Consider the following 23,870-nt stretch of genomic DNA (forward strand, 5'->3'; position numbering starts at 1 on the left):
GGAGGCTCTTTCTTTTTTTTTCTTGTTTTGGAGGGGGGGGGGAGAGGTGGGGCCGGGGGGGGGGGGTGGTGTGCTCTTCTGGTTGGGGTGTCCCCCCCGCCGTCGTTCAGCCCTCGGCACCGCCTCCCCCGCGCCCCGGCGATCGCGACCGCAGCACGGCTCGGCGACGGGCCGGACACGGGCTATCCGGCGGTCACCTCGATCCCCGCCCGCCGCAGCAGCGCCGCCGTCACCCCGTCCCCGGGCCGCAGCTCCCCGGTGAACGTCCCGTCGTACACCCGCCCGCAGCCGCACGACGGACTGCGCGCCATCAGCAGCGCCCGCCGCGCCCCCGCCGCCTCGGCCGCCGCCAGCGCCGCCCGGGCACCGGACACGAACTCCTCGGTGCAGTCGGCCCCGGTCGTGTCCACCACCCGCGCCCGCCCGTCGAGCACGTCCGCCCCGTCCCCACCCACGATCTCCGCCGCCGGCCGAGGCGTCGGCAACCCACCCGCCCCCTCAGGGCAGACGACGACCGCGCGCCCCTCCTCGACCAGCCGTACGGCCTCCGCCGAGGTCTTCGCCCGCCCGTCGTACCGGCAGGGGATCCCCGCCAGACACGCACTCACCACGATCGGCTCCATAGCACACAGATTAAGCGGCGGTTGGCTGCGCCTCGGGACTCGCTATCTTGGGGGCATGAGCGAGCTGCCGGACTGGATGTACGCACCCAGAGTCGAGGGTTGGATCGCCGACGACCTCGACCACATGCCGCAGGCCCCGCGGCACACTGAGCTGATCGATGGAGCACTGGTCTTCATGATGTCCCCTCAGCGCCCCTGGCACAGTTGGGTCGTATCGGGCCTGAACACGGCGCTGGAGAGCCTCGTGCCGGACGGGATGTGGCCGGAGCGTGAGATCGCGATCAAACTCGACCGCCTAAATCGTCCGGAACCGGACGTGATGGTCGTGACTGCTGAGCCCGACCCCGACCGTACTCGGTATGACCCGGCTGATGTGGTGCTCGTCGTCGAGGTCGTGTCGCCGGAGTCCGTGCACCGCGACCGCACGGTCAAGTTCCGCAAGTACGCCGAGGCCGGTATTCCGCACTACTGGATCGTTGAGGAGGAGGACGGCCTGCCGGTTGTACACGTCTATGAGTTGGACCGCGCGGTAAACGCCTACGTTCCGGATGGGATCTTCCGGGGCAAGTTGGAGCGGTCGGTGCCGTTCCCAGCCGTCATCGATCTCGACAAGTTCGTGTCTCGGTGGAAGCGTGCAGCGGATTGAGGGTTCGGTGTAAAGACCTGCGAGACTGCGAGGCATGTCGGATGCACAGGTCGTCGTCGTCGGTGGTGGGATCGCGGGGCTGGCTGCGGCCGCCTTCCTGAGCGGGGTGGCCGGGGGGCCGGCACGGGCCCGGGTGACGGTGCTGGAGGCGTCGGGGCGGGTCGGCGGGAAGCTGTGGGGCGGGGAGGTCGGCGGGGTCCGGGTGGACCTCGGGGCCGAGTCGGTGCTGGCACGGCGGCCGGAGGCGGTGGAGCTGGCGCGGGCGGTCGGGCTGGGGGACGAGCTGGAGCCGCCGACCACCGCGAAGGCGGCGATCTGGACCCGGGGCGCGCTGCGGCCGCTGCCGGGCGGGCAGGTGATGGGCGTCCCGGGAGACCTGGAGGCGCTGGCCGCCTCCGGGGTGCTCACCGCCGAGGGGCTGGAGCGGGCCCGGCACGAGCAGGTGACCGAGGTCGGGGCGGACGTCGCGATCGGTCGCTACGTCGCCGACCGGCTCGGCCAGGAGGTCGTGGACCGGCTGGTCGAGCCGCTGCTGGGTGGCGTCTACGCCGGGCGCTCCGACGAGATCTCGCTGCGCGCCGCCGTGCCGCAGCTGCTGCCGATCGCGCAGGGCGGCGGCTCGCTGGTCGAGGGGGTGCGCGAGCTGGCCTCCCGGCCGACGGTGGTCGGCACCCCGGTGTTCCAGGGGCTGCGCGGCGGCCTCGGCACCCTGCCGGAGGCGGTCGCCGAGGCCTGCCTCAAGGCGGGCGTGGACCTGCGCACCGACACCCCGGTGGACGAGCTGCGCCGCACCCCCGAGGGCTGGCGCGTGGTGGCCGGCGGCGAGGTGCTGCACGCCGACGCCGTGGTGCTGGCCGTCCCGGCCCCGGCCGCGGCCCGGCTGCTGCGCGCGGACGCCCCGGCGGCCGCCGTCGAGCTGGACACCGTCGAGTACGCGGGCATGGCACTGGTGACCCTGGCGTTCCGCCGGGCCGACCTGGCCGGCCCGCCCAGCGGCAGTGGCTTCCTGGTGCCGCCGGTGGACGGGCGGCGGATCAAGGCCTCGACCTTCTCCTCCAACAAGTGGGGCTGGCTGGACCGCTCCGCCCCGGACTCCTTCCTGCTGCGCACCTCGCTGGGCCGCTACCGCGAGGACGAGGCGCTGGAGCTGCCGGACGAGGAGCTGGTGGCCCGCTCGCTGGCGGACCTGGAGGAGGCGATCGGGCTGACCGCCCGGCCGTACGACACCTTCGTCTCGCGCTTCACCGCCGGCCTGCCGCAGTACCCGGTGGGCCACCTGGACCGGGTGGCCCGGGTGCGGGCGGCGGCGGAGGCGGTGGGCGCGCTGGCGCTGTGCGGCGCCGCGTACGACGGGGTGGGCATTCCGGCCTGCATCGGTTCGGCGGCCGCCGCCGCGGCGACCATCGACAAACTGTTGACCCCGGCGACCGGGGAAGGTTCCACGGAGAGGACAATGGGCGCATGACTGAGACCGTTGAGCAGCAGCCGGAGCAGCAGCCCGAGAAGAAGAAGGCGCGCGACCTGAACCAGGTCATCCGCTACACCATGTGGTCGGTGTTCAAGCTCAAGGGCGGCCTGCCCGAGGACCGCACCGCCCTGGCTGCCGAGGTGGACGAGCTGTTCGCCCAGCTGGCCGCGAAGGACGTGACCGTGCGCGGCACGTACGACGTGTCCGGTCTGCGCGCGGACGCCGACATCCTCGTCTGGTGGCACGCCGCCGACTCGGACGACCTGCAGGAGGCGTACAACCGCTTCCGCCGCACCGGCCTGGGCCGCCACCTGGAGCCGGTCTGGTCGAACATGGCGCTGCACCGCCCGGCCGAGTTCAACAAGTCGCACATCCCGGCCTTCCTCGCCGACGAGCGCCCGCGCGACTACGTCTGCGTCTACCCGTTCGTCCGCTCCTACGAGTGGTACCTGCTGCCGGACGCCGAGCGGCGCGCGATGCTCGCCGAGCACGGCCAGATGGCCCGTGGCTACCCGGACGTGCGGGCCAACACGGTCGCCTCGTTCGCGCTCGGCGACTACGAGTGGCTGCTCGCCTTCGAGGCGGACGAGCTGCACCGGATCGTCGACCTGATGCGCGACCTGCGCCCCTCCCGGGCCCGGCTGCACGTCCGCGAGGAGGTCCCGTTCTTCACCGGCCGCCGCAAGCCGGTGAGCGAGCTGCTGAACGGCCTGGTCTGACCCGCGTCCTACGGAGGCCGGTCCCCTGTGTACGGGGGGCCGGCCTCCGGTCGTTGCTACGGGGGCGGGTCACGTCCGGTGCGGGCGGAGGGCGGCGCGGAGGCGGGGGTCGGGGAGGGCGGCGGGGCCGTTCATGGCGACGGCGGTGAGGAGTTCGCGTTCCTCGTCGTCGCCGAGGCCGTGTTGGCGGGTGGGACGGACCTCGCGCAGGACCTCCTGGCCGATGGGGGAGGCCCAGCGGGTGTAGGGGTAGACGTCGACGCGGGCCATCAGCAGGGTGCCCGAGGTGAGGATCAGCGGCAGGGAGAACCAGGCGAGCGGGGCGAGGGTGTCACCGCCGGTGAAACCGCTGAGGGACAGGGCGGCGGCGAGCAGGACCAGGGTCAGCAGCAGGGCGTGCCGCACGTGGCGGACCACCACCACGGTGTCGCGCTGCACCAGGGCCGGGGTGGCCAGGCCGGCCAGCGAGAGCCGGGCGCCGATCTCCAGCACGGTGGGGTGCTCGGCCATCGCCCGGCGCAGCTCGTCCGTGCGGCACTGGCCCTCGGGGCCGACGGTGGCGATGACCGCGCGCTCCAGGCGGCTGCGGCCCTTGGGGTCGACCACGGTGGTCCAGCCGGTGTGGGCGAGGTGCAGGCGCCCCCGGCCGGCCATCAGGACGAGGGCGAGTTCCACCACCCGGTCCGGGCCGCCGGCCAGGTAGGCGGTCTCGTACAGGCCGATGCCGACGGCCTCCGGTGGACGCAGCAGGTCCTGATCGGCCAGGGCGTCGGCGGTGGCGGTCATCCGCACCAGCCGGAGGCAGGCCAGCACCGCTGCGACACAGGCCGGGATCAGGAACAGCAACCACATGGGCTTGTTCTATGCCTGGGCCGACGGCGTGGGGAACGGCTTCCCGGAGCGCGATACCGAACTGTGACGTCAGGAGCCACCACAGCTGCTCCCGCAGCTCGAACCGCAGCTGGAACCGCAGCTGGACGAGGAGGACCCGCAGCTGGAGGAGGACCCGCAGCTGCTGGAGTGCGAGGAGCCGCACGAGGAGTGGTGCGAGGACCCGCAGGAGGAGTGGTGCGAGGAGCCGGAGGAGCCACAGGAGGAGGTGGTGGTGCTGCCGCAGGAGGAGGTGCTCGACGAGCAGGAGGAGCCCGACGAGGAGGAGCCCGACGAGGAGGAGAAGAAGGACGAGGACGAGGAAGCCTGCCGGATCGCCTCCTCCTCGGCCGCCGCGGCCAGCATCGCCGCCCCCAGCTCCTGGTTGTCCAGCGCGGCCGCGGCCAGCCCGCCGAGGGCGACCGCGCCCAGCATCGCGCCGCCCGTCAGCTTCGGCGAGACACCGGACTTGGGCGTCCACGGGGTGCCCTGCATCAGGGTCAGCTGGCGCTGCCCGGCCGGGGTGATCCGGCCCTTGGGCGGCGCGGTGGTGACCAGCGCGACGGCGCCGGCGAACAGCAGGAAGCCCGGAATGAAGAGGTTGGGGCGGTCGGAGGGGATCCCGGCGTTGTCGAGCAGCAGGGAGACCGGGATGGAGGCCGCGACGAGGAGCATCGTCTGCCAGAGGAACCGGCGGGCCTTCCGGGCGTGCTCCAGCCGCTCGGGGCGGCGCGTCAGGCCGCGATCGGCGAGCCGGTCGCCGATCGCCTGGACGGCGGCCGAGCGCATCACCATGCGTCGCAGCGGGCCGAGTTCACGGCTGCCGGTCGGGCCGACGGCGTCGTGGATCGCCTGGTCGACGGCGTCGTAGGGCCTGGCGCCGGTGAGGGTGACCAGGCCGGCGCGGTTGACCACGGCCTGCTCGCCGAGGTGCATCCGGACCATCGCGGTGTCGAAGACCCGGCCAGGGCCGCCGGCCAGGAACGCGGTGTCCAGCAGCGGCAGTCCGCGGCCGGGCAGGCCCTGCGGGTACGGGACGTGGCCGACCCGCTGCCGGGTCCGGACGGCGTACAGGGCGGCGGCGGCCAGCAGGGCGGCCGGGATCAGGAAGTAGCTGTTGTGCCACATGGGCGGTTCCCCCGAGATGACGTCGGTTCAGCGTTCGCGCAGGGCCCGGCGCAGGCGGGCGAGCGGGCCGGGCGGCCGCTCGGGCGCCGGGTGGAGCCACAGCTCCAGGGCCCGGCGGCGGTCGGCGGCGAGCGGGCCGCCGTCGGTGCGCACCCACTCGGCGAAGGCCCGGGCGTCGGCGCGGTAGCCGCCGGTCTGCGGGTGGGTGCGGGCGTAGTCGAGGAAGAGCGGCCCGTACTGTGCCCCGAGCAGGCGGGGCAGGTCGGGGGCGACCTTCGCGGTGGTGTCGCGCCGTTTGGCGGCGAGGCCGGTGGACTGGGCGCGGACCTGGTCCGGGTCGAAGCCGGGCGGGACGGGCCCGCCGGCCACCAGGGCGGTCATCAGCTCCCCCTGGCGCCGGGCCAACCTCTCCCGGGCCGTGCTCGTCGCGCACTCGCCTCCGACGAGCGCCTCGGCGCGGTTTCCGGTCGCGGATGCGCCTTTCAGGTCGGTCATCGCAGGGTGCTCCCCTCCAGCACCCGGCGGATGGCGTCCAGTTCACCGGCCAGCTCGGTGGGCGGCGGGAAGTCGGCGTCCCGTTCCAGCAGGACGCCGGGCGGTGCGACCCGCGCGCAGAGTTCGGCCAGGACCTCCAGCACCGGTTCGGTGACGGGGTGGGCGTGGGTGTCGTGCCAGACGCCGTCGACCAGGGTGCCGCCCGCGACGTGCACGTAGGCGAGCGCCTCCAGCGGCAGGCGGTCGAGTTCGGCGGCCGGGTCGGTGCCCAGGTTGACCCGGTTGGTGTGCAGGTTGGCGACGTCGATCAGCAGCCGGACGCCGGTGTGCTCGACCAGTTCGGCGAGGAACTCGCCCTCGGTGAACTCGTCGTCCGGCCAGACGAGCTGGGCGGCGATGTTCTCCAGGGCGAGCGGCACCGGCAGCTGGTCCTGGGCGATCCGGACGTTCTCGGCGATCACCCGCAGCGAGTCCCGGGTGCGGGGGACGGGCAGCAGGTGGCCGGCCTCCAGGCCGCCGGCCCGGACGAAGGCCAGGTGCTCGGTGACCAGTGGGGAACCGAGTGCCAGCGCCGTCCCGGCGAGCCTGCCGAGCCGGGCGGGGTCGGGCAGGTCGGCGCCGCCGAGGCCGAGGCCGACGCCGTGCGGGACGACGGTGACGCCGCGCTCGCGCAGGACGGTGAGCGAGGTGGGCAGGTGGTCGGCGCAGATGTTCTCGGCGACCACCTCGACCCAGTCCAGGCCGGGTTGGCGCTCGACCACGGTGTCGATCTCGGTGCGCCAGCCGAGGCCCACGCCGAGCCGGGTGGCGGTGACGGAGCCGGGCAGGTCCAGGGCAGGGGAAGTCATCGGTTCGCCCCCTTCGGAGGGCTGGACGGGGAGGCCGTCGGGCGGTGCGGGCGTCGTCGCCAGGACCGCGCGGCCGTGCTGCTGAGGATGTCCCCGGGCGGGGTGGCTGCCAAGCCTCACCCGGTCTTCTCAGAGCATTATTTGAGCTTGCCGTCCTGGTGCTGACGGACTCTAGTCCGTGGCCCGCGGCAACCCCGCAGGTGGGGTGGCCCGCCGGCGGGAAAATCGGAGGTGGCCACGGGTCGGCGCGGATAGCGTGGGAACCCATGACTTCGACTGAACTGACGATCCGAGATTTCCGCCCCGCCGACGCCGAGGCGGTGGCGGCCGCCCACCGGGCCGGGCGCGAGCACCTGGTGATGACCGCCGAGGCCCTGCTCTGGCTGAACGCCCAGCAGAATCCCGACCAGCACTTCCGCACCTTCGTGGCCGAGTTGGACGGCCGGGTGGTCGGCGCGGTGCGCTGCGGCCTGGTGCTCGGGACGACGACCACCGGCGTCGGCTACGCCAACGGAAGCGTGCTGCCGGCGTTCCGGCGGCGCGGCGCGGCCACCGCGCTGCTGGCTGCGGCCGAACGGCACCTGGCCGGGCACGGGGTGACCGAGCTGCACAGCTGGCTGGACGAGGAGCCCGGTTCGCTGGCCTTCGCCACCGCCCGGGGCTACGAGCTCAGGCGCGCGGCGCAGTTCGGCGGGAGGGACCTGACGCTGCCGCTGCCCCAGGCGCCGGTCCGGCCGGCCGGTGTCGAGCTGCGCCCGGCCACGGACTGGGCGGACGATCCGCGCCCGCTGTTCCTGGTGGAGGCGGACGCCATCCGGGACGAGCCCGGGGAGGTGTCGATCGACGCCCTGGACTACGAGGAGTGGCTGCGGGGCGACTGGGCCCGACCGGACTTGGACCTGGGGCTGACCGTCGTCGCCGTGGTGGACGGTGAGCCGGCCGCGTTCACCATGGTGCAGACCGACGGGGTGGACCGCTACTGGTCCGCGTTCACCGCCTGCCGTCGGGAGTTCCGCGGCCGCGGTCTGGCCAAGCTGGCCAAGCTGGAGTCGCTGCGGCTCGCCGCGGCGGCGGGCTACCGGAGCGCGTACACCAGCAACGACACCACCAACGCGCCGATGCTGGCGGTCAACGCGTGGCTGGGGTACGAGCGCTGTGCGGGGGAGCGCAAGGGGATCAAGCACCTGAAGTAGTCCGCCGTGCGGTGGTCCTGACGCCCGGAATCGCCGCGGGGGGTATTTTCGGCCACGGGCGGGGACTTAACCAGGGCGCACAGTTCGTGGTCGAGTCTTCCTCCGGGGGGATGATATGGAGATCCTGCTCCAGGTGCTGATCGCATCGGTTCCGGCGGTGATCGGCTTCCTCGCGGCCCGTTCGCTCGCCCGGACCAGACTGTTCCTGCGGTACGGCTTCCTGCGGGTGCTGCTGGCGCCGTACAGCCGGGTGCAGATCATCACGCCGAGCCTTGAGGTGGCGGAGTTCGCGTTCACCACGGACGGCTGCCAGCTGACCAGCCGCGGGCCGAAGAACGTGCTGTTCGTGCCGATGGCCGAGGCCAGGGCGATAGCCGAGCTCACCGACCTGCTGCGGAAGGTCAACCGGAAGGCCACCATCGAACTGGTGGTGGCCGGCGCCCAGGATCCACGGATGCCGACCTTCTCGATCGGCGGTCCGAGCGTCAACTCCTACTCCGCGGGAGTGCTGGACGCGGTGTTCCCGGACTTCGCCGTCGAGTACCCGGACGAGGCCCGTGCCCGCTGGGGCGGGATGACCTTCGAGGCGCTGTACAGCCCGGCCGGGGAGCTGATCCGTGACCACGGCTTCATCTTCGTCACCCGTACACCCCGGCAAGCGCCGTGCATCGTGCTGTGCGGGGTGTTCGCCTTCGGCTCCGCGATGGCGGTGGAGGCGCTGACCGCGGCGAGCCGGAACTCGCCGTTGGCGGCGCTGTTCCGCTCGGGGGAGAAGGGGTTCGTCGCGGTGGAGGGTCGGGTGATCGGTCTGGACACGGTGGACGTCACCGTCGAGGTCTGCCGCGTCCTGCCCGTGCCCCGGTCCGACGTCCCGTCGGGATTCCGGGGCGAGGTGTCCACCGGTCGTTCCGAGATCTGAGACGATTGGTCTCGACCGCGCGGCGCGAAACCGGACAGCGCGGGAGGGACTGGGGCATGAACTCCGGCCGTCCGTGCAGGTTTTACCCCACTCCTGGCGCAAGGTGGGCATAATCGCGCGCATGACGATCAACCGTGCGAACGTGAGCGCGATTGCCGAGGACCTGTACGTGTGGCTCCCCCCGAAGCGGGGCTGGGGCCTGGCCAACTGCGGCCTGCTGGTCTCGGAGACCACCGCGCTCTGGATCGACACCCCGTACGACCCCTCGCTGGCCGGCGAGTTCCTCACCGCGAGTCGGCGCCTGCTGCCGACCGGGGTGGAGATCGACCGGGTGGTCGTCACCCACGCCAACGGCGACCACCTGTGGGGCGCCGGGGTGCTCCCGGACGCCGAGGTGATCGCCACCCGCGAGGCGCTGGACCACATCCACTGGGAGCCCTCCCCGCAGCAGCAGCACGCGCTGATCGCCAACAGCGACCCGGACTCCCCGCTCGGCGGCTACCTGCGGGAGCACTTCGGCCGCTTCGACTGGTCCGAGACCGAGGCGGTGCACCCGGACACCGTCTTCACCGGCGAGCTGGAGCTCAAGGTCGGCCGCTACCCGGTCCAGATCACCAGCCTGCCCGCCGCCCACACGGGTGGGGACCTGATGGTCCACCTCCCGCACCAGCGCGCGGTGTTCACCGGCGACGTGGTCTTCTCCTCGACCCCCGAGCAGCCCGGCGACCACCCCTCACACTGGGCCGGCCCGCTGGCGAACGTCATCGGCGCCTGCGAGCAGGCCCTCGCCACCGGCGCCGAGATCTTCGTCCCCGGCCACGGCCCGGTGCTCGACCGCGACGGCGTCCGGCAGCACATCGGATACCTCGACTACGTCCGCGAGCGCGCCCACGCCCTGCACGGCGCCGGGATACCCGCACTGGACGCCGCCCGGCGGGTGATCGCCGAGCAGCGCCACCCCGAACTCGGCCTGCCCGAGCGGCTGGTGCTCACCGTCGCGGCCGAGTACCGGCACCTGGACGGCTCCGCCAGGCCCGGCATCCTGGAGTCGATGGGTCAGGTCGCCCTGGTGGCCCGCGAACTGGCCGAAGAGACCGCCCGCGTCCCGCGCCCGCGCTCCGGCCGGAACTGACCCCGCGGCCCAGGCACCAGCCGGCCAGGACACCCGAGGACATCGATGCAGATCGCGCTGATCGCCCTGGCGCTGGTCGCCGCCGCGGCCACGGTCGTGCTCTCCCGCGGTCGGGCCCGCGCCGTCGCCCGGGCGACGGCCGCCGAGACCGCCCGCGACCACGGCGAGGAGCGCGCCCGGGCCGCCGAGGCCCGACTCGCGCGCGCCGAACAGGAGTTGCACGACTCCCGGGAGGCCGTGCGGCACTCCACCGAGGAGGCCCGCCGGGCCGGGGAGCGCCACCGGGCCGCGGACGAGCGCCACCGGGCCGCCGAGCGGCAGGCCCGGGAAGCGCAGGAGGCCACGCGGGAGGCCGAGCAGCGGGGCGCCGCCGCGACCACCCGGGCCGAGGAGGCCGAACGCCGGCTCGCCACCGCCGAGCAGCACGCCGCCGCCCTGCTCGCCGAGATCGGCCACCTCGCCCAGGAACGGGTCGCCGCCACTGCCGTACGCCTGACGCACGCCAACGCCCCACTGGTCGGCCCGCTCGACCCGGAGGCCGTCGGAGCCGAGGCCGTCCGGGCCCTGCAGTCCGTCCTGGACGCCGCCACCGCCACCCTCGCCGACGAGCGCGAACGGGTCGACGCCGCCGCCCGGGCCGCCATGCGCGGCGCCACCTCGCGGATCCAGACCCTGCTCTACCAGAGCCAGAGCCTGGTCCAGCAGCTCCAGCACGACAACGACGACCCCCGGCTGCTGGAGGTCGACTTCCGCAACGAGGTCGCGCTGCGCCGAATCCAGACCGTCGCCGTGCTCTGCGAGGCCTGGCCGGGCCTGGCCCGCACCGACTCCCCGCTCACCGAGGTGGTGGTCGGCGCGCTCTCCCGGGTGCCCGGCTACGCCCGGATCAAGGTCGCCAACCACCTGCGGGAGCAGCGGCTCGCGGTGGTCGCCCGGGCCGCCGAGCCGATCGCCATCGCGATCGCCGAACTGCTCGCCAACGCCACCGCCTACTCCCACCCGGAGACCGACGTCCCGGTCACCGTCCAGCAGGGCGGTCGCGGTGCGCTGGTGATCCTCGACGACAGTGGCATCGGCATGGACGAGGACCAGCTGCGCCGGGCCCGCCGACTGCTGGCCGGCCCGCCGGACGTGCTGCTCACCGAGCTCGGCAACCCGCCCAGGACCGGCTTCGCGGTGGTCGGCAAGCTGGCCCGGCAGTACGGCTTCACCTGCCACATCGAGCCCTCGCCGTACGGCGGCATGCGGACCATCCTGCGGATCCCGGCCGCGCTGGTGACGGTGGTGGACGAGGAGCAGCCGCTGTCGGTGCTCACCCCGCTGCCGCTGCGGGCCGGCGGCGGCCCGGCCCCGGCGCCCACGGTCCTGGCCGTGCCGCCGATGCGCGACGCCGACGAGCAGGACGGGCCGGTGCTCGCCGACCGCCACAACCAGCCCGGCCCGCTCCCGGCGCCGACCATCCACGCGGTGCCCGACCCCGACCTCGACCCGGCCGCCGTCCGGTCCGGCGACGGCAGTGGCCTGCCCACCCGGCGCCGCCGCCGTCCGCTGACGGCCGAGCAGCCCGCCGGGGAGCCGACCGGGGCGCCCACCGACGCGACCGGCGGGCCCGAGGCCGAACCGGACCACCGCACCCCCGAGCGGGCCGCCGCCCACTGGCAGGCGCTCCAGCAGGGCACCGGCTCCGGCCGGGCCGCCGTGGCGCGGGCCGCCCGCGGGAGCGCCGTACCGGACGAACCCGGCACCACCGGTGACCACACCACCGGCCCGACCTTAGAAGGAGCCGAGCAGTGAGCAGCTCGCCCAGCCCGACCGCCACCGACGAGATCTCCTGGGTGCTGAACCCACTGCTGGAGCTGCCGGGGGTGCTGCACGCGGTCGTCGCCACCGGTGACGGACTCGTCGAGGCCGCCTCCGACGGCCTCCGCCGGGCCTCCGCCGAGCGGGTCGCCGCGATGACCGCCACCGTGCACGCCGCCGCCCGCGCCTTCACCACCGCCTTCACCGACGCCGAGCGGCCCCGACTGGCCCAGACCGTGGTGGAGTCCGACCTCGGCTATGCCGTCGTCGTCCCGGCCGGGGAGAACACCTCGCTCGCCGTGTTCACCGCCCCGGACGCCCAACTCGGCAACGTGGCCCATCAGATGCAGCTCCAGGTCGCCGCCCTCGGCCGCGCGCTCGCCAGCCCGTCCCGGCGGCAGGATCCCACCGCAGGGTCATGAGCGAGCGAACAGTCGAGAGGTGCGCGTGGGCGAATGCCCCTGCCGTGCGAAGCGGGGCGGGTACATGAGCGCGGTCACCCGCAGGCGGATGGTGCCCGCCTACCTGGCCACCGGCGGCCGCAGCCGCCCCGGCACCGAGGGCTTCGAGCGGCTGACCGTGCTGTTCGCCGACCGCTCCGACCGCGCCGAACCGCCGACCGGACTCGAACCCGAACACCGCCGGCTCTGGGAACTGCTGCGCCCCGGCGCGCTGACCGTGGTGGAGGCCGCCGCGCACCTGCGCCTGCCGGTCAGCGCCACGGTCTTCCTCGCGGCCGATCTGGTCGAGGCGGGCTGCCTGCACGCCCGCGCGCCGATCCCGCCTGCCCAGCAGACCGACCGTTCCATCGTCGAGAGGCTCCTCGTTGGACTCCGTGCGCTCCGGTGACCGGGCCGGCTCCCCCGAGGGGCGGCCGAGCCGGGTGGGCTACCTGCCCGACCGGGACCAGACGCTGATGAAACTGGTGGTCGCCGGCCCGTTCGGGGTCGGCAAGACCACGCTGATCCGCACCCTCTCCGAGATCGCCACCCTGCACACCGAGGAGGCGATGACGGAGGCCGGGCGGCCGGTGGACGACCTGGCAGGCCTGCCCGAGAAGTCCACCACCACCGTCGCGGTGGACTTCGGCCGGCTCACCCTGCCCGACAACCTGGTGCTCTACATGTTCGGCACCCCGGGCCAGCGCCGCTTCTTCCCGCTCTGGCAGGACGTCGCCCGCGGCGCGCTGGGCGCCCTGGTGCTCGCCGACACCCGTCGGCTGGCCGACTCCTTCGAGATCATGGACATGGTCGAGGAGCAGGGCCTGCCGTACGCCGTGGCGGTCAACCGCTTCCCGGACTCCCCGGACCACCCGGTCGAGGTGCTGCGCACCCACCTGGACCTGCACGCCGCCACCCCGCTGCTGCTCTGCGACGCCCGCGAGCGCGGGAGCAGCCTCGACGCGCTGATCGCCCTGGCCGAGCACGTCCTCGACACCCTGCCCGCCGCCTCCGCCGCCGCCCAGGAGGGCCCGTGACCGTCGAGACCCGCCCGACCCCGATCTACGGCCCGGTCTTCGCCGCCGACCCCCGGCTGGTGTACGAGCGGCTGCGCCACCACGGCGCCGTCGCCCCGGTGGAGATCGCGCCCGGCGTGGACGCCCTGCTGGTCACCGACTACCAGGCCGCCCTGGACCTGCTGCGCGACACCGACACGTTCTCCAAGGACTCCCGCGCCTGGCAGCGGACCGTCCCGCCGGACTCCCCGCTGCTGCCGGTGCTCGGCTACCGCCCCACCGCCCTGTTCAGCGACGGCGGGACCCACGCCCGCTACCGCGCGGTGATCACCGACGGCCTCGCCCTGTTCGAGCCGCACCGACTGCAGCGCCAGGTCACCGAGGTCGCCCACCAGCTGATCGACGGGTTCGCGGCGGTCGGCCGAGCCGACCTGATCGCCGAGTACGCCCGCCAGCTGCCCGCGTTCGTGCTCACCACCTGGTTCGGCGTGCCGGAGGAGCAGCACGCCCGGGTGGTGGCCGCGATCACCGGGCTGATCGAGTCCACCGAACGGGCCTGCGCCGCGTACGGGGAGCTCGTCGAGGTGGTCACCGCGATGGTCGCCGAGCGGCGCGAGCGCCCCCGCAACGACCTCGCCTCCTGGTTCGTCACCCACCCGGTCGCGCTGGACGACGACGAGGTGATCCGCCAGATCACCCTGACCATGATCGCCGGGCACGAGCCGACCACCAACCTGATCGGCAACGCCCTGCTGCGGCTGCTCACCGACGCCCGCTACGCCGGCTCGCTGTTCGGCGGCGCGATGACCGCCCACCAGGCGATCGACGAGGTGCTCTGGCACGAGCCGCCGATGGCCAACCTCTCCGCCCACTACCCGCGCTACGACATCACCTTCCACGGCCGGGAGATCAGGGCCGGCTCGCTGGTGCTGGTCTCGTACGCGGCCGCCAACTCCCAGGCCGCGCCGCCCACCGACGGCACCGAGCTGCGCAGCGGCGAGAGCGCCCACCTGGCCTGGGCGGCCGGCCCGCACGCCTGCCCGGCCCGCGACCCGGCCCTGCTGATCGCGATCACCGCGATCGAGCAGCTGACCAGCCGGCTCAGCGACCTCGAACTGGCCACTCCGGCGGAGGAGTTGCTCTGGCGCCCGGGCCCGTTCCACCGTGCCCTGGTGCACCTGCCGGTCCGCTTCGCGCCGCTGGCCGGATAGCCGGAAGGCCCGGACGATCGTCGTCCAGGCCTTCCGTCGTCCGTCCTACTCGGCCGGCCGCAGCGTCAGCGAGATGCTGTTAATGCAGTACCGCTGGTCGGTCGGCGTTCCGTAGCCCTCGCCCTCGAAGACGTGCCCCAGGTGCCCGCCGCAGCGGGCGCAGCGCACCTCGACCCGGCGCATGCCGAGCGAGTCGTCCTCGATGTACTCGACCCGGTCCTCGGCCAGCGGCGCGTAGTACGAGGGCCAGCCGCAGTGGCTGTCGAACTTGGTCTCGGAGCTGAACAGCTCCGCCCCGCAGGCCCGGCAGCTGTAGACGCCGACCGTCTTGGTGTCGGTGTACTCGCCGACGAACGGGCGCTCGGTGCCCGCCTCGCGGAGCACGTGGTACTCCTCGGGGCTGAGCTGGGCGCGCCACTCGGCCTCGGACTTCTGGATCTCGTAGCTCATCACGACTCCCGCTCGGCGTACGTCAGACGTTGGAGGCAACGTTCGCGAGGTGCTTGAGAATTTCGGGCCCGAGGTTGGTGACGTCGCCCGCGCCCATGGTGAGCAGCAGGTCGCCCGGGCGGGCCAGCCCGGCCAGCAGGGCGGGGGCGGCGGCGAAGTCGTGCTCGGCGGTGACGTCGGCGCCGGCCCGGCGGGCGGCGTCGATGATCAGCTCGCTGGTCACGCCCGGGATCGGGTCCTCGCGGGCCGGGTAGATGTCCAGCACCACCGAGGCGTCGGCCAGCGCGAGGGCCTGGCCCATCTCCTCGGAGAGCTGCTGGGTGCGGCTGAACAGGTGCGGCTGGAAGACCACCAGGACGCGGCCCTCGCCGTCCAGGCCCTCGCGGATCGCCTCCAGGTCGGCGGTCATCTCGGTCGGGTGGTGGGCGTAGGAGTCGATCACCTGGACGCCGGACTCCTCGCCCTTGAGCTGCAGGCGGCGGCGCACGCCGGTGTAGGCGCCGATCGCCTTGGCCAGGTCGGCGGCCGGGACGCCCAGCGCGACGCCGGCGGCCAGCGCGGCGACCGCGTTGTGGGCGTAGTGCCGGCCGGGCACCGAGACGGTGAAGGCCAGCTCGGCGCCGTCCAGCAGCACGGTGACCTCGCTGGTCATGCCGCGGGCGACCACCGAGAGGACGCGCACGTCGGCGTCCTCCGCGGAGCCGACGGTCACGACGTTCAGCCCCTCGCGGGCGGCGACCCGGGCGGTCAGCTCGCGGGCGCCGTCGTGGTCGGCGGAGACCACCAGGGTGCCGCCGGGGGTGATCCGGCCGACGAAGGTCTCGAAGGACTCGTAGATCTCCTCGATCGACGCGTAGTTGGCGTGGTGGTCCAACTCCACGTTGAGCACGATCGCCACCTCGGGCGCGTACTTGTGGAAGCTGCGGTCGCTCTCGTCGGCCTCGGCGACGAAGATCTCGCCGGTGCCGTGGTGGGCGTTGGAGCCGGGGGCGTCGAGGTCGCCGCCGATCGCGTAGGACGGGTCCAGGCCCAGCTCACCGAGGGCGACGGCGAGCATGCTGGTGGTGGTGGTCTTGCCGTGGGTGCCGGCCACCGCCAGCGCCCGGCGGCCGCCCATCAGCGCGGCCAGCGCGTCGGAGCGGTGCACCACCGGGATGCCGCGCTCGTGGGCGGCGGCCAGCTCCGGGTTGTCGGCGCGGATCGCGCTGGAGACGACGACGCTGCTGGTGCCGTCCGGCACGTGCTCGGCGGCGTGGCCGACGTGCACCGTCGCGCCGAGGGCGCGCAGCGCGAGGACGGTCTCGGACTCCTTGGAGTCGCTGCCGGAGACGCTGGCACCGCGCACTGCGAGGATCTTCGCCAGGCCGGACATCCCGGCGCCGCCGATGCCGATGAAGTGCGGGGCGTGCAGGTCGTGCGCGGCGTCGTTCAAGGCGTGGCTCCGTACGGGCGGGGGCTATTGGGCAGGCGGGTCCGGCGATGTGCGAATCGTCCTCGCGGGCGGACCGCAAGGACGATTCTGCACCACGGGCGCGCGGAGGCAGGGTCCGTCGTCGGACTCCCGCCTGCGGGGCGGCGTTGGGGCACGCACCTCGCGGCGTTGTCGTCGGTTGCCAATGCTCCGCAGTGGCGCCCTCCTCCGCCTTGCGATGCACGCACCCCAACGCCGCCCCGCCCGCCCTCCGGGCGGACGACGGGAGTCCGACGACGAACCCTACGAGTCGCTGGCGAACAGCCTCAGCACCGGGACCCCCACCTTGTGCCGGGCCTGGGAGGCCCAGTCGCGATGGAAGAACTCCTCCACGAAGTGCGGTGAGGTGAGCACCACCACTTCGTCGGCGTGCTGTTCGTCGACCACCGAGCGCAGCCGCTCCAGCGGCTTGTCCTCGACCAGTTCGCCGACCGCCTCGGCCCCGGCCCGGCGCAGGTGGCGCAGGCTGTGCTCGAGCGATTCGCTGGCCAGGGTCGGGCCGCTCTCGGATTCGTCGTGCTCGTGCACCACCTTGTCGAGGTGGCCGAGGGCGACGTCGTCGAGCGCCCGCAGCAGTTCGTCCTGCTTGCCGCGCGGCTGCATCAGGACGATGAAGGACACCTTCTCGTCGCTGTGGAGCGTCGTGACGAGCTCCACGTCCGCGTCCGAGAGAGCCTTTTCGATCATCAGTACCGTCTTGAACACGTGAGTCCCTTCCAGTGGCCGGCCCCCAGGCCCCGGCATCGCATAACGGGATCACGATCGGGGGGTCACGGGGTCATCCGAACCCAGGTGACGCAGGTAGCGGGTGAAGAGGAATCCTTTCTGCTCGATCAATGAGACCAGCCGCATCCGTTGCACGTCAGGCATTTCCGCATCGTGGATGATGCGCGGCGCGTCGCCGCCCGTGATCAACGGGGCCAGCGACAGGCACAGCTCGTCCAGCAGGCCCGCCGCCGCGAGCTGTCCCAGCAGCCGCGGGCCGCCCTCGCTCAGCAGGCGGGTCCAGCCCCGCTCCACCAGGGCCGCCACACCCGCCCGCAGGTCCACCGAACCCCGCCCGGCGAGCACCAGGTCGGCCACCTCGGCGACCGCCCGGCGGCGCTCCTCGGGGGCGTCCTCGACGGTGATCACGACCGTCCTGACCAGCGGTTCCGCGAACAGCGGCGCATTCAGGTCGAGGTCCAGCGAGCGGCTCACGATCGCGATCGCCGGGGCCGGGGCCTGCCCCGCCGCCGCCCGTGCCGCCGCGAACTCCCGACGGGCCCGGGCCGGCCGGTAGCCCTCCGCGCGGACCGTCTCGGCGCCCACCAGCACCACGTCCGACAGGGCGCGCAGCACACCGAAGATCCGCTTGTCGGCGTCGCCGGACAGGCCCTCGGACAGGCCCTCGAGCTTCGCCCCGCCGTCCAGTCCGGCCACCATGTTGGCGCGCAGCCAGGGGTGCCCCTGATTCACCTGGTCGGGGTACGCGTAGACGGCGGCGAGCGACTCCAGCGCGGCCGGATCGGCGACCGGCGCACCCAGCGGGCTGATCAACTGTTGCATGCCCTCAGTGTTCCACCGAGGGCCGTTCGGAGGCGTTTCGAGGGCGGCTACCGGCAGGCGTACCCTCTACTACCGTGCCCGCAGCCTCCCGCCCCGCCACCGCGACCGAGTCCATAGCCGCCGCGAGCCCGGCCGGCAACCCGATCGCGCTCACCGACCGCCGCCCCGTCGTGCCCGCCGAGCGGCTGGTCGCCGAGATGGTCCCGCCGCCCCGGTTCGCCGACGTGAGCTTCGGGACGTACATCCCGGACCAGACCCAGCCCAGCCAGTACGAGGCCGTGCAGGTGCTGGAGCAGTTCGCGGGCACCCTCGCGGGAGGAAACGGTTCCGCGCCCAAGCGCAGCTGGTTCCGCCGCTCCGCCCCCGCGCCCACCGGCCCCGCCGGGGTCTACCTCGACGGCGGCTACGGCGTCGGCAAGACCCACCTGCTCGCCTCGCTCTGGCACGCCGCCCCCGGCCCGAAGGCCTTCGGCACCTTCGTCGAGCTGACCAACCTGGTCGGCGCGCTCGGTTTCCAGCAGGCCGTCCAGACCCTCTCCGGGCACACGCTGCTCTGCATCGACGAGTTCGAGCTGGACGACCCGGGCGACACCGTGCTGGTCTCCACCCTGCTCGGCCGCCTGGTCGAGAACGGCGTCAAGCTGTGCGCCACCTCGAACACCCTGCCGGAGAAGCTCGGCGAGGGCCGCTTCGCCGCCGCCGACTTCCTGCGCGAGATCCAGGGCCTGTCCGCGCACTTCCGCCCGATGCGGATCGACGGCCAGGACTACCGCCACCGCGGCCTGCCCGATGCCCCGCCGCCGTACACCGACGACACCGTCGGGACCGTCGCCGCCCGCACCCCGGGTGCCTCGCTGGACGACTTCGACGCCCTGCTGGCCCACCTCTCCGCCGTCCACCCCAGCCGCTACGGCGCGCTGCTGGACGACGTCACCGCGGTCTGCCTGCGCGGCGTGCGCCAGGTCGACGACCAGTCCACCGCGCTGCGCCTGGTCGTCCTGGCCGACCGGATGTACGACCGCGAGCTGCCCATCACCGCCTCCGGCCTGCCCTTCGACCAGGTCTTCCCGGAGGACATGCTGCGCGGCGGCTACCGCAAGAAGTACCTGCGCGCCATATCCCGCCTGGTCGCCCTGGCCCGGGACAGCGAGAAGCTGGGGTGAACGTCTTCGAGGGCGGGGGCCGCGAGCTGGAACTGCGCAACGGCGCCGCCGAGGTGCTGGTCGAGGTCCTGATGCTCGCGGTCACCGCCCTCGCCCAGGAGGACTGGGACCACGCCTTCGCCGCCGAGCTCGCCCGCCAGGACCAGAACCTGATGGGCCGCGGCATGGTCGGCCTGCGGCTGGAGGACCTGGACTGGGGCCCCGACCCGGAGCGCGGCCGCGCCTTCGCCCTCGCCGTCGTCGACCTCGCCCTCACCCGGCACCGCTGGGACGAACTCGGCTACGACCCCCCGCACGCCGAGGACCACCTGCGCACCCTCCGCCTGCTGATCGAGCACACCCGCCCGGCCCCCGCCCCACCCGCCGACCCCACCGAGGTCATGGCCGCCACCTGCCGCCACCACCGCATCCTCACCCCGCTCGCCTGGTACCCCGCCTGCGTCCGCTGCGGCCCGACCTGACCGAAGGGGCGTCGGGCGCGACCGAAGCGGCCACGGTTGTCAGTCGTGGGTCGTACGGTGGAGGCGTGCGTCCCATCACGAGTATTGAGCGGTCCGTGGCGCCCTTCGAGGTCGTCAGTCCCTTCCAGCCGAACGGTGACCAGCCGGCTGCGATCGCCGAGCTGGAGCGGCGGATCAGGGGAGGGGAGAAGGACGTCGTGCTGCTCGGTGCCACCGGTACCGGCAAGTCGGCCACCACGGCCTGGATGATCGAGAAGCTGCAGCGCCCCACCCTGGTGATGGCGCCGAACAAGACGCTGGCCGCGCAGCTGGCGAACGAGTTCCGCGAGCTGCTGCCGAACAACGCGGTCGAGTACTTCGTCTCGTACTACGACTACTACCAGCCCGAGGCGTACGTCCCGCAGACGGACACCTACATCGAGAAGGACTCCTCGATCAACGAGGAGGTCGAGCGGCTGCGGCACTCGGCCACCAACTCGCTGCTCACCCGCCGCGACGTGATCGTGGTCGCCTCCGTCTCCTGCATCTACGGCCTCGGCACCCCGCAGGAGTACGTGGACCGGATGGTCCCCCTCAAGGTCGGCCAGGAGATCGACCGCGACGTGCTGCTGCGCCGCTTCGTGGACATCCAGTACGCGCGCAACGACGTGGCCTTCACCCGGGGCACCTTCCGGGTCCGCGGCGACACCATCGAGATCTTCCCGGTCTACGAGGAGCTCGCCGTCCGGATCGAGATGTTCGGCGACGAGATCGAGGCGCTCTACACCCTGCACCCGCTCACCGGCGAGATCATCAGCCAGGACGAGCAGATCTACGTCTTCCCCGCCTCGCACTACGTGGCCGGCCCCGAGCGCATGGAGCGGGCGGTCACCGGCATCGAGCAGGAGCTGGAGCAGACGCTCGCCAAGCTGGAGAAGCAGGGCAAGCTGCTGGAGGCCCAGCGGCTGCGCATGCGCACCACCTACGACATCGAGATGCTGCGCCAGATCGGCACCTGCTCGGGCGTCGAGAACTACTCGATGCACTTCGACGGCCGCGAGCCCGGCTCCCCGCCGAACACCCTGCTGGACTACTTCCCGGAGGACTTCCTCCTGGTCATCGACGAGTCGCACGTCACCGTCCCGCAGATCGGCGCGATGTACGAGGGCGACGCCTCGCGCAAGCGCACCCTGGTCGAGCACGGCTTCCGGCTGCCGTCCGCGATGGACAACCGCCCGCTGAAGTGGGAGGAGTTCCTGGGGCGGATCGGTCAGACGGTCTACCTGTCGGCGACGCCCGGCCCGTACGAGCTGTCCCGCGGCGACGGCCAGGTCGAGCAGATCATCCGCCCGACCGGCCTGATCGACCCCGAGGTGATCGTCAAGCCGACCGAGGGCCAGATCGACGACCTGGTGCACGAGGTGCGCAAGCGGGTGGAGCGGGACGAGCGCGTCCTGGTCACCACGCTGACCAAGAAGATGGCCGAGGACCTCACCGACTACATGCTCGGCCTGGACATCAGGGTCCGGTACCTGCACAGCGACGTGGACACCCTGCGCCGGGTCGAGCTGCTGCGCGAGCTGCGCGCGGGCCGGTTCGACGTGCTGGTCGGCATCAACCTGCTGCGCGAGGGCCTGGACCTGCCCGAGGTGTCGCTGGTGGCGATCCTGGACGCGGACAAGGAGGGCTTCCTGCGCTCCGGTACGTCCCTCATCCAGACCATCGGCCGCGCCGCCCGCAACGTCTCCGGCCAGGTGCACATGTACGCGGACCGGATCACCCCCTCGATGGAGAAGGCGATCGAGGAGACCAACCGCCGCCGGGCCGTGCAGCAGGCCTACAACAAGGAGCACGGGATCGACCCGCAGCCGCTGCGGAAGAAGATCGGCGACATCCTGGACACCCTCGCCCGCGAGGACGTGGACACCGACGAGCTGCTCTCCAGCGGCTACCGCGGCGCGGGCCAGAAGGGCGGCAAGGCCCCGGTGCCGATGCTGGGCGCGGAGCGCAAGCCCGCCAAGTCGCTGCCGGCCGCCGAGCTGGCGGACCTGATCCAGGAGATGACCGACCGGATGCACACGGCCGCCGCCGATCTCCAGTTCGAGGTCGCGGCGCGGCTGCGCGACGAGGTGAAGGAGCTGAAGAAGGAGCTGCGGCAGATGCGCGAGGCCGGTGTGGCCTGACCGCCACGGCCGGGGCGCCGGGCTCGGCCGGTTTGGCACCGGTCAAGCCCGGCGGTGTCTCATCCTTGCCACAAACCGGGTAACTCTGAGGGGTCGGGGGTGCCGCAGGCCCTAGGCTGGCCTGCGGCATCGTGCCCTCGGGACGGGGTTGCGGGCCGTCTTGCAGAGGGGGCCTCAGCCGGGGGACGGCGACGGGGTGTTCCATCGTGGAGCCGTGCGGGTGTGACCGCGCGGCCGGCAGAGAGGACAACGTCGTGTCGGTGAACCTTGCCAAGGGGCAGCGGGTCAGCCTCCAGAAGGGGGCGGGCGGCACCCTGACCGTGGTCCGGATGGGGCTCGGCTGGCAGGCCGCCCCCAAGCGGGGCCTGTTCGGCAGCCGGACCAGGAAGATCGACCTGGACGCCTCGGCGCTGCTGTACGCCGAGAAGACCCCGTCCGACGTGGTGTTCTTCCAGCACCTGGAGTCCACCGACGGCTCGGTGCGGCACACCGGGGACAACCTGGAGGGCGGCTCCGGCGCCGAGGACGACGAGGCGATCCTGGTCGACCTGCGGCACGTGCCGGCGCACATCACCCAGGTGGTGTTCACGGTCAGTTCGTACACCGGGCAGACCTTCGCCGAGGTGAGCCGGGCGCACTGCCGGCTGCTGGACGAGACGACCGGGGTGGAGCTGGCCCGGTACGAGCTGGCGGGCGGCGGGCCGCACACCGGGCAGATCATGGCGAAGGTGGTCCGGGACGGCAGCGGCGGCTGGGAGATGCAGGCGATCGGCGCTCCGGCCAAGGGGCGGACCTTCCAGGACCTGCTGCCGGCGATCGAGCCGTTCCTCTGACGGTCCTTTGCCTTCTTTACCTTCCCTTGCCTTCCCTGTTACTCTCGATGGCAGCGGAGGGGAGTATTCCTCGACAGCCGACCCCGTCATCACGGGTGCCCGTCGCGGCACCCCGGGGCGCTGGCCCGACGGGCGGAAGAGACCTCCGGCAGTGACGACCTGTCTCGCCTAGCTGCCGGAGGAGCAGTCATGGACGTTTCCGTAACCATGTGGGTCACCACGATCGGTGTGCTGATCGCACTGGTGGTGGCCGACTTCTTCATCGGGGGGCGAAAGCCGCACGAGGTCTCGATCAAGGAGGCCGGGATCTGGACGGCCGTCTGGGTCGTGCTGGCGGTGCTCTTCGGCGGGTTCCTCTGGTGGCACTCCGGTGGGCAGTCGGCGGGCGAGTTCTTCGCCGGCTACATCACCGAGAAGTCGCTCAGTGTCGACAACCTCTTCGTGTTCATCCTGATCATGGGCAAGTTCGCGGTGCCCAGGATCTACCAGCAGCGCGTGCTGATGTTCGGTGTGATCATCGCCCTGGTGCTGCGCGCGGTGTTCATCGCGGGCGGCGCGGCGCTGGTCGCCCAGTTCTCCTGGGTGTTCTTCATGTTCGGCGCCTTCCTGATCTGGACCGCCTGGAAGCTGATCAAGGAGGCTCGGGCGGATGAGGAGGACGAGGAGTTCGAGGAGAGCCGCCTGCTGAAGTCGATCACGCAGCGCTTCCCGTCGACCGACAAGTACCACGGCACCAAGCTCTTCATCCGGGAGAACGGCCGCCGGCTGATCACCCCGATGCTGATCGTCATGCTGGCGATCGGCACCACGGACGTGCTGTTCGCCCTGGACTCGATCCCGGCCATCTTCGGCCTCACCCAGGACCCGTACATCGTCTTCACCGCCAACGCCTTCGCCCTCATGGGCCTGCGTCAGCTGTACTTCCTGATCGGCGGCCTGCTGAAGAAGCTGGTCCACCTGAGCTACGGCCTCTCGGTGATCCTCGGCTTCATCGGCGTGAAGCTGGTGCTGCACGCCGTCCACGAGGCCGGTGCGAACGTCCCGGAGATCGGCATCCCGTTCTCGCTCGGTTTCATCGTCGTCGTACTGGCCGTCACCACGGTGACCAGCCTGATGGCCTCCAAGAAGCAGGCCGAGCAGCCCGAGCGCGAGCCGGAGAGGCTCGACGCCTGATCGAGATTGAATGAATTGGGCCCCGGAGGCAGGGAGTGGCCCGGGGGCAGGGGCACGCCCGGTGGGGGGGGGGCGGGACCTAGCAGCCGACACAAGGCTCG

General features: G+C 72.7%; 23 protein-coding genes and 1 pseudogene. 16 read left to right on the plus strand and 8 right to left on the minus strand.

All coding sequences use genetic code 11. From position 1 onward, the window contains the following. Nucleotides 1–182: 182 nt before the first annotated feature. Entirely contained in the window at nt 183–623 is a 441-nt protein-coding gene (locus ACFQ87_RS30960) for a DUF523 domain-containing protein (RefSeq protein ID WP_380614162.1), read from the minus strand. A 55-nt stretch (nt 624–678) separates the two neighbouring features. Here ACFQ87_RS30960 and ACFQ87_RS30965 point away from each other — a divergent pair, with 55 nt between their 5' ends. Genes ACFQ87_RS30965 through hemQ form a run of 3 tightly spaced genes read left to right on the plus strand, consistent with a single transcriptional unit; the run spans nt 679 to nt 3,456 of the window. Next, nucleotides 679–1,269: a Uma2 family endonuclease gene (locus ACFQ87_RS30965; protein WP_380614163.1), complete on the plus strand. Its 591-nt coding sequence runs from the start codon at nt 679–681 to the stop codon at nt 1,267–1,269. Between the two features lie 34 nt (nt 1,270–1,303). Then, a complete protein-coding gene (hemG, locus tag ACFQ87_RS30970; RefSeq protein ID WP_380614164.1) occupies nt 1,304–2,734 on the plus strand; it encodes a protoporphyrinogen oxidase in 1,431 nt (476 codons plus the stop codon). Beyond that, on the plus strand, nt 2,731–3,456 hold the full coding sequence (gene hemQ, locus ACFQ87_RS30975; RefSeq protein ID WP_380614165.1) for a hydrogen peroxide-dependent heme synthase: 726 nt from the start codon (nt 2,731–2,733) through the stop codon (nt 3,454–3,456). The genes hemG and hemQ overlap by 4 nt, the downstream gene beginning before the upstream one ends. Before the next feature lie 69 nt (nt 3,457–3,525). Here the strand turns inward: hemQ and ACFQ87_RS30980 are convergent, their stop codons facing one another. From ACFQ87_RS30980 to ACFQ87_RS30990, 3 genes and pseudogenes are all read right to left on the minus strand, one after another. Then, nucleotides 3,526–4,308 (minus strand): TIGR04222 domain-containing membrane protein, encoded by a 783-nt coding sequence (locus tag ACFQ87_RS30980; RefSeq protein ID WP_380614166.1) that lies wholly within the window; start codon nt 4,306–4,308, stop codon nt 3,526–3,528. A 69-nt stretch (nt 4,309–4,377) separates the two neighbouring features. Continuing rightward, nucleotides 4,378–5,454 carry a TIGR04222 domain-containing membrane protein gene (locus ACFQ87_RS30985; RefSeq protein ID WP_380614167.1) on the minus strand — a complete coding sequence of 359 codons (1,077 nt, stop codon included), beginning with the start codon at nt 5,452–5,454 and terminating at the stop codon, nt 4,378–4,380. 27 nt (nt 5,455–5,481) lie between these two features. Then, nucleotides 5,482–6,797, minus strand: a pseudogene (locus ACFQ87_RS30990) (DUF692 domain-containing protein). Nucleotides 6,798–7,063: 266 nt separating this feature from the next. On the opposite strand from ACFQ87_RS30990, the gene ACFQ87_RS30995 reads away from it, so the two are divergent. From ACFQ87_RS30995 to ACFQ87_RS31030, 8 genes are all read left to right on the plus strand, one after another. Then, entirely contained in the window at nt 7,064–7,990 is a 927-nt protein-coding gene (locus ACFQ87_RS30995; protein ID WP_380614168.1) for a GNAT family N-acetyltransferase, read from the plus strand. A 115-nt stretch (nt 7,991–8,105) separates the two neighbouring features. Continuing rightward, entirely contained in the window at nt 8,106–8,909 is an 804-nt protein-coding gene (locus ACFQ87_RS31000) for a hypothetical protein (RefSeq protein ID WP_380614169.1), read from the plus strand. A 121-nt stretch (nt 8,910–9,030) separates the two neighbouring features. Continuing rightward, entirely contained in the window at nt 9,031–10,041 is a 1,011-nt protein-coding gene (locus tag ACFQ87_RS31005) for an MBL fold metallo-hydrolase (protein ID WP_380614170.1), read from the plus strand. Nucleotides 10,042–10,086: 45 nt separating this feature from the next. Continuing rightward, on the plus strand, nt 10,087–11,835 hold the full coding sequence (locus ACFQ87_RS31010; protein ID WP_380614171.1) for an ATP-binding protein: 1,749 nt from the start codon (nt 10,087–10,089) through the stop codon (nt 11,833–11,835). Further along, entirely contained in the window at nt 11,832–12,263 is a 432-nt protein-coding gene (locus ACFQ87_RS31015) for a roadblock/LC7 domain-containing protein (protein ID WP_380614172.1), read from the plus strand. The genes ACFQ87_RS31010 and ACFQ87_RS31015 overlap by 4 nt, the downstream gene beginning before the upstream one ends. A 64-nt stretch (nt 12,264–12,327) precedes the next feature. Further along, entirely contained in the window at nt 12,328–12,690 is a 363-nt protein-coding gene (locus ACFQ87_RS31020; RefSeq protein ID WP_380614173.1) for a DUF742 domain-containing protein, read from the plus strand. Further along, nucleotides 12,668–13,318: an ATP/GTP-binding protein gene (locus ACFQ87_RS31025; protein WP_380614174.1), complete on the plus strand. Its 651-nt coding sequence runs from the start codon at nt 12,668–12,670 to the stop codon at nt 13,316–13,318. The genes ACFQ87_RS31020 and ACFQ87_RS31025 overlap by 23 nt, the downstream gene beginning before the upstream one ends. Next, on the plus strand, nt 13,315–14,508 hold the full coding sequence (locus ACFQ87_RS31030; protein WP_380614175.1) for a cytochrome P450: 1,194 nt from the start codon (nt 13,315–13,317) through the stop codon (nt 14,506–14,508). The genes ACFQ87_RS31025 and ACFQ87_RS31030 overlap by 4 nt, the downstream gene beginning before the upstream one ends. 45 nt (nt 14,509–14,553) lie before the next feature. Here ACFQ87_RS31030 and msrB read toward each other — a convergent pair whose 3' ends face one another. The 4 genes from msrB to ACFQ87_RS31050 all read right to left on the minus strand — a co-directional run bounded on the left by msrB (nt 14,554) and on the right by ACFQ87_RS31050 (nt 17,977). Continuing rightward, complete coding sequence (msrB, locus tag ACFQ87_RS31035; protein ID WP_380614176.1) at nt 14,554–14,958, minus strand: peptide-methionine (R)-S-oxide reductase MsrB; 405 nt, start codon at nt 14,956–14,958, stop codon at nt 14,554–14,556. A 22-nt stretch (nt 14,959–14,980) separates the two neighbouring features. Next, entirely contained in the window at nt 14,981–16,369 is a 1,389-nt protein-coding gene (gene murC, locus ACFQ87_RS31040) for a UDP-N-acetylmuramate--L-alanine ligase (protein ID WP_380614184.1), read from the minus strand. A 303-nt stretch (nt 16,370–16,672) separates the two neighbouring features. Next, on the minus strand, nt 16,673–17,134 hold the full coding sequence (locus ACFQ87_RS31045; protein WP_380614177.1) for an indole-3-glycerol phosphate synthase: 462 nt from the start codon (nt 17,132–17,134) through the stop codon (nt 16,673–16,675). 51 nt (nt 17,135–17,185) lie between these two features. Continuing rightward, nucleotides 17,186–17,977: a pyrimidine reductase family protein gene (locus ACFQ87_RS31050; RefSeq protein WP_380614178.1), complete on the minus strand. Its 792-nt coding sequence runs from the start codon at nt 17,975–17,977 to the stop codon at nt 17,186–17,188. Between the two features lie 113 nt (nt 17,978–18,090). Between ACFQ87_RS31050 and zapE the strand changes: the two genes are divergently transcribed. The 5 genes from zapE (at nt 18,091) to ACFQ87_RS31075 (ending at nt 23,769) form a co-directional block, all read left to right on the plus strand. Beyond that, on the plus strand, nt 18,091–19,140 hold the full coding sequence (gene zapE / locus ACFQ87_RS31055) for a cell division protein ZapE (protein ID WP_380614185.1): 1,050 nt from the start codon (nt 18,091–18,093) through the stop codon (nt 19,138–19,140). After that, the gene (locus tag ACFQ87_RS31060) at nt 19,137–19,601 is read left to right on the plus strand and encodes a hypothetical protein (RefSeq protein ID WP_380614179.1); all 465 of its coding nucleotides are present in this window, start codon (nt 19,137–19,139) and stop codon (nt 19,599–19,601) included. The genes zapE and ACFQ87_RS31060 overlap by 4 nt, the downstream gene beginning before the upstream one ends. 65 nt (nt 19,602–19,666) lie before the next feature. Beyond that, on the plus strand, nt 19,667–21,763 hold the full coding sequence (gene uvrB, locus ACFQ87_RS31065; RefSeq protein WP_380614180.1) for an excinuclease ABC subunit UvrB: 2,097 nt from the start codon (nt 19,667–19,669) through the stop codon (nt 21,761–21,763). 254 nt (nt 21,764–22,017) lie between these two features. Further along, complete coding sequence (locus ACFQ87_RS31070) at nt 22,018–22,596, plus strand: TerD family protein (protein WP_380614181.1); 579 nt, start codon at nt 22,018–22,020, stop codon at nt 22,594–22,596. Nucleotides 22,597–22,785: 189 nt separating this feature from the next. Further along, on the plus strand, nt 22,786–23,769 hold the full coding sequence (locus tag ACFQ87_RS31075; RefSeq protein ID WP_380614182.1) for a TerC family protein: 984 nt from the start codon (nt 22,786–22,788) through the stop codon (nt 23,767–23,769). Nucleotides 23,770–23,870 lie beyond the last annotated feature (101 nt).

The sequence above is a fragment of the Kitasatospora sp. NPDC056531 genome, assembly GCF_042794375.1.
Classification (GTDB): Bacteria; Actinomycetota; Actinomycetes; order Streptomycetales; family Streptomycetaceae; genus Kitasatospora.